The following is a 3,924-nucleotide window of genomic DNA, read 5'->3' as shown; positions in this document are numbered from 1 at the left end:
CGCAACTCCATCAGCGTCATCGAAAGCGACAAAACTCCATCGACTCCGCCTGCCGCAACCAAACCCCTCCCAATGACTTTTATGAATAGCCTGGAGAGTTACCAAAGTAGAATTAACACCACCCCCCGTTGAAATGGTGGAAACAGTGGAAACCTGCATGCGTGCTGGGGCCGCATTGACACCAGCCCCCGTTGAAACAGTGGAAACAGTGGAAACAGTGGAAGCTTCCACCGGTGGCGACACCGCATGTAGCGCAAGCCTCCGGCTTGCAGGGATGGGCGTTACCTGCCTGCGCTGGGAGGCTGGAATCTGCATCGCGCAGTTCATGGCGTGCTGCGTCGAAGTTCACCTTGCACCGCGCTGCGCCGATGCTGAGTTTGCGGAGTCGCCCCACCTCCATGCCTCGCCTTGTTCTCACTGAAGCCCAGAAGCAAGCCATCCGGCAGGCTCAATCCCCCGAAGCCGCGTGCCATCTGGTCTGTGATGTCGCCGACGATGCTTTCTTCTCCGGGAATCCTGATGACATCACGGGCTGGATTCGCGATGTGCTGTGTGTCGAGACCTACTTCGGGGCCATGTGCGATGGCGGAGTGGTCACCTGGTTTGACTGGGATCACGGTCGTTTGGCGCACCTGGTGCCAGACGCCCTCCGTGCGGTGGGCCTTCCTGAGTTTGCCCCCGGTGCGGAAAAGGCATTGGCCGTCCATTTCCCACCTCCTTACCCTGCCACCATTCAGGAGTGGAGCGAGACCATTGAGAAGATTCGGGATGCCCAGCTCGAAGACGATTTCCACAAGTCCGTTTATGACGCCATCGAGCAGGAGTTCTTTGCCCTCTATTTCGCCGACAAGACTTCCTTCCGTACCAAGCTGCATGGTTATGTTCTCGAACACCTTGAGGATTGAGGCCGGGCAATGTCCCATTCACCACTCATGACCGTCCGCTTCGCCCATTCGGATGTGGAAAAGCTCTTTGCAGAGCGGGACTTTCGGGTTGGCACATGTCACCGCCGTCGCTAGTTCGCTTCTTATACGTTAGTCTTTGCTCGCACACCATGAAATCCAACAGCGAAAACAGATATGGCGAGTTCCGTGAGCTAGAACGCACGGCGAGGCACTATCTAATGCATCCGGATTTGATCCCAAAGGCATCGAGTCTCGACGGTTGGTTTTTACAACTGCAGCTTTGGCATTTTCCTTCCTTTGCGATGAATCGCTCCTGGTTCATTTACCAGAAGCGCGAGCGTGGAGCGCGTGGCTTCCAGACCCTTCTTCGTCAGACGACGTGGGACTACGCGGCCGACTCACAACGTTTTTTCGAGCCCCTCACCGGATTGGCGCAGGGTTTTCATACGCAGCCGACCATCGAGGTCCGCGACCGGCCGCTTGAGACAGCAGTGTTTGCAGCGCGTCTTTCGACTCTTGAGCAGATCTCTTTTCCTGCCTTCTGTGGGTGTCCAGGCGGCATTGACGGTGAGTTTTATGGCCTTGCCTTCCCACCACCTGCCGCAAGCGTCTGGTGGTGGTGTGATGGCCCTGAGTCATGGAGGTCACTTACCCAGTGGTCTGCCGACACTCGCGACTGGCTGGTTGGTATCGCTGATGGCCTGCCGCAACCCGAGCAGAAAGAAGCCTCTAAGCCACGCATTCCATGAACTCGACAGGAAACGACCGGGCAGGCGTGCCGGCGAACTCCTTTCCCTTTGGGCACCCACTGTACACGAGCACGCATCCCGCCCACGGAAAGCGGTAGCTGCGTTCGTGCCTCACTGCGCGACCGCAGTACAAATAGGCTCCTTGCGTAGCGGCGCTTACCCCTCGGCGCTCTCCCCGCTCTTCGGCTCCCGCACCACGCGGTCCACGGCGTGCTTTGTGATGATGTTCCCCTGGGACTCGCGGCCTTTGATGGCGATGGAGTTGAAGGGGAATTTGATGGAGAGATTGCGCAGGTAGAGGGCGGGCTTGAGGTGGACGACGACGTTTTGGGCGTTGGAGTCTTCCTCGGTTTCGTGGCGGATGAAGTAGAGGACGTTGGAGCCGGGGGTGCCTTTGGTGAGGACGTATTCCTTGTCGCGGGTGACGCCGCCGATGCGGAAGCGCTTGGCCATGAGGCCGCCCTGGCGGCCGTCGCGGTAGATCATGGTATAAACGGCGCTTTCGTCCTTCTTGAAGAGATTGACGTAGAGCGGGTTCTTGCCCACGAAGAACTTCGCGGCAGCCTTGGTCACGGTCATGTTGCCCTCGCGGGTGAAGAAGAGCACATCGTCCAGCGGGGAGCACTTGCAGATGGGGTCGCCTTCGCGCTTGAGGCTGGTGCCGGCAAAGCCTTCCTTGGCATTGAGATACAGCGTCTCGCCCTGCACGATGACTTCAGCAGCGGCCACGCGGTCAAAGCCGCTCACAACCGTCTTGCGCTCGCGGCCGGGGCCGTAGGTTTTCTTCAGCTCTTCAAAGTGGCGGATGGTGTACTTGGTCAGACCCTTGAGGAACTTCTCGGCCTGATCGATCTCCTCCTCCAGCTCACGGATGTGCTCGTCGGCCTCGAAGCTGTTGAACTTGGAGATGCGCTTGATCTTGATCTCGGTCAGGCGCGCCACGTCGTCATTGGTGACTTCGCGCTTGAGGATGTGGAGGTGGGGCTTGAGGCCCTTCCAGATGGCCTCCATCACGGCCTCCCAGGTTTCGGCTTCTTCGATGCGGCGGTAGATGCGGTTCTCGATGAAGATCTTTTCCAGCGAGCTGAAGTGCCACTTCTCGTTGAGTTCGCCCAGCAGGATGCCCAGCTCTTCGCCAAGGATTTTCTTGGTGTTCTCCGCGCTGGCCCTGAGCAGGTCGTTCACGTTCATGAAGCGCGGCTTGTCGTCCTGGATGACGACGGCGTTCGGTGAGAGTGAAATCTCGCAATCGGTGAAGGCGTAGAGCGCCTGGATGGTCTGGTCGGTGTCCGTGCCTACGGGGAGATGCACGACGACCTCCACCTTGTCTGAGGTGTTGTCCTCGACGCGGGCGATCTTGATTTTGCCCTTCTCATTCGCAGCGACGATGCTGTCCATCACCCCGCCGGTGGTGGTGCCGTAGGGGATCTCGGAAATGATGAGGATGTTCTTCTTCGGGCCTTCCTCGATCTTGGCGCGAATGCGGATGCGGCCACCGCGCATGCCGCCGTTGTAGTCGCTGGCGTCCATGATGCCGCCGGAGATGAAGTCGGGCAGCAGGTTCACTTCCTCATCCCGCAGTGCGGCGATGCTGGCATCACACAGCTCGATGAAGTTGTGAGGCAGGATGCGGCAGGAAAGACCCACGGCGATGCCTTCCACGCCCTGCGCGAGCAGCAGCGGGAACTTCACGGGAAGCGTCACGGGCTCCTTGTTGCGGCCGTCATAGGAGGCGGCCCATTCGGTGACCTTCGGACTGAAGACGACATCCAGCGCAAATTTGGACAGGCGTGCTTCGATGTATCGGGGAGCAGCGGCGTTGTCGCCGGTGAGGGTGTTGCCCCAGTTCCCTTGAGTGTCGATGAGCAGGTCCTTCTGACCGAGCTGCACCATGGCATCGCCAATAGAGGCGTCGCCATGCGGGTGGTATTTCATCGTGTTACCCACCACGTTCGCCACCTTGTTGTACCGGCCGTCTTCCAGCTCGTCCATGCTGTGCAGGATGCGGCGGTGCACCGGCTTCAGGCCGTCGTTGATGTGGGGGACGGCACGCTCAAGGATGACGTAGCTGGCGTAATCGAGAAACCAGTCGCCATAGAGCGTGTCCACCGGCTTGTGCTCCACAGGGGCGGCGGATGGCAGGATGGGGGAGAAGGCTTCTTCAGCGGATTTTTTGGAGGACTTTTTGGCCACGGCGAAAAGGGGGAAAGAACAGGGGCGGCGAGAATAGACAGTGCCGGTGGGAGTGCAAGGGCTGGCAGCGCGGATGG

At 59.3% G+C, this 3,924-nt stretch carries 3 protein-coding genes; 2 read left to right on the top strand and 1 reads right to left on the bottom strand.

From position 1 onward, the window contains the following. The first annotated feature begins 398 nt into the window (after positions 1 to 398). Positions 399 to 905, top strand: a complete 507-nt coding sequence (locus ACIREA_RS28115; RefSeq protein ID WP_397385635.1) for a DUF4375 domain-containing protein — start codon at positions 399 to 401, stop codon at positions 903 to 905. 149 nt (positions 906 to 1,054) lie between these two features. Continuing rightward, the gene (locus tag ACIREA_RS28110; RefSeq protein WP_397385634.1) at positions 1,055 to 1,654 is read left to right on the top strand and encodes a hypothetical protein; all 600 of its coding nucleotides are present in this window, start codon (positions 1,055 to 1,057) and stop codon (positions 1,652 to 1,654) included. Positions 1,655 to 1,810: 156 nt separating this feature from the next. Here ACIREA_RS28110 and ACIREA_RS28105 read toward each other — a convergent pair whose 3' ends face one another. Then, complete coding sequence (locus ACIREA_RS28105) at positions 1,811 to 3,922, bottom strand: DNA gyrase/topoisomerase IV subunit A (RefSeq protein ID WP_397385633.1); 2,112 nt, start codon at positions 3,920 to 3,922, stop codon at positions 1,811 to 1,813. Positions 3,923 to 3,924 lie beyond the last annotated feature (2 nt).

The sequence above is a fragment of the Prosthecobacter sp. genome, assembly GCF_044373815.1.
GTDB lineage: Bacteria > Verrucomicrobiota > Verrucomicrobiia > Verrucomicrobiales > Verrucomicrobiaceae > Prosthecobacter.
Note: the sequence above shows the minus strand (reverse complement) of the source record. Positions and strands in the feature narration are given on the sequence as shown.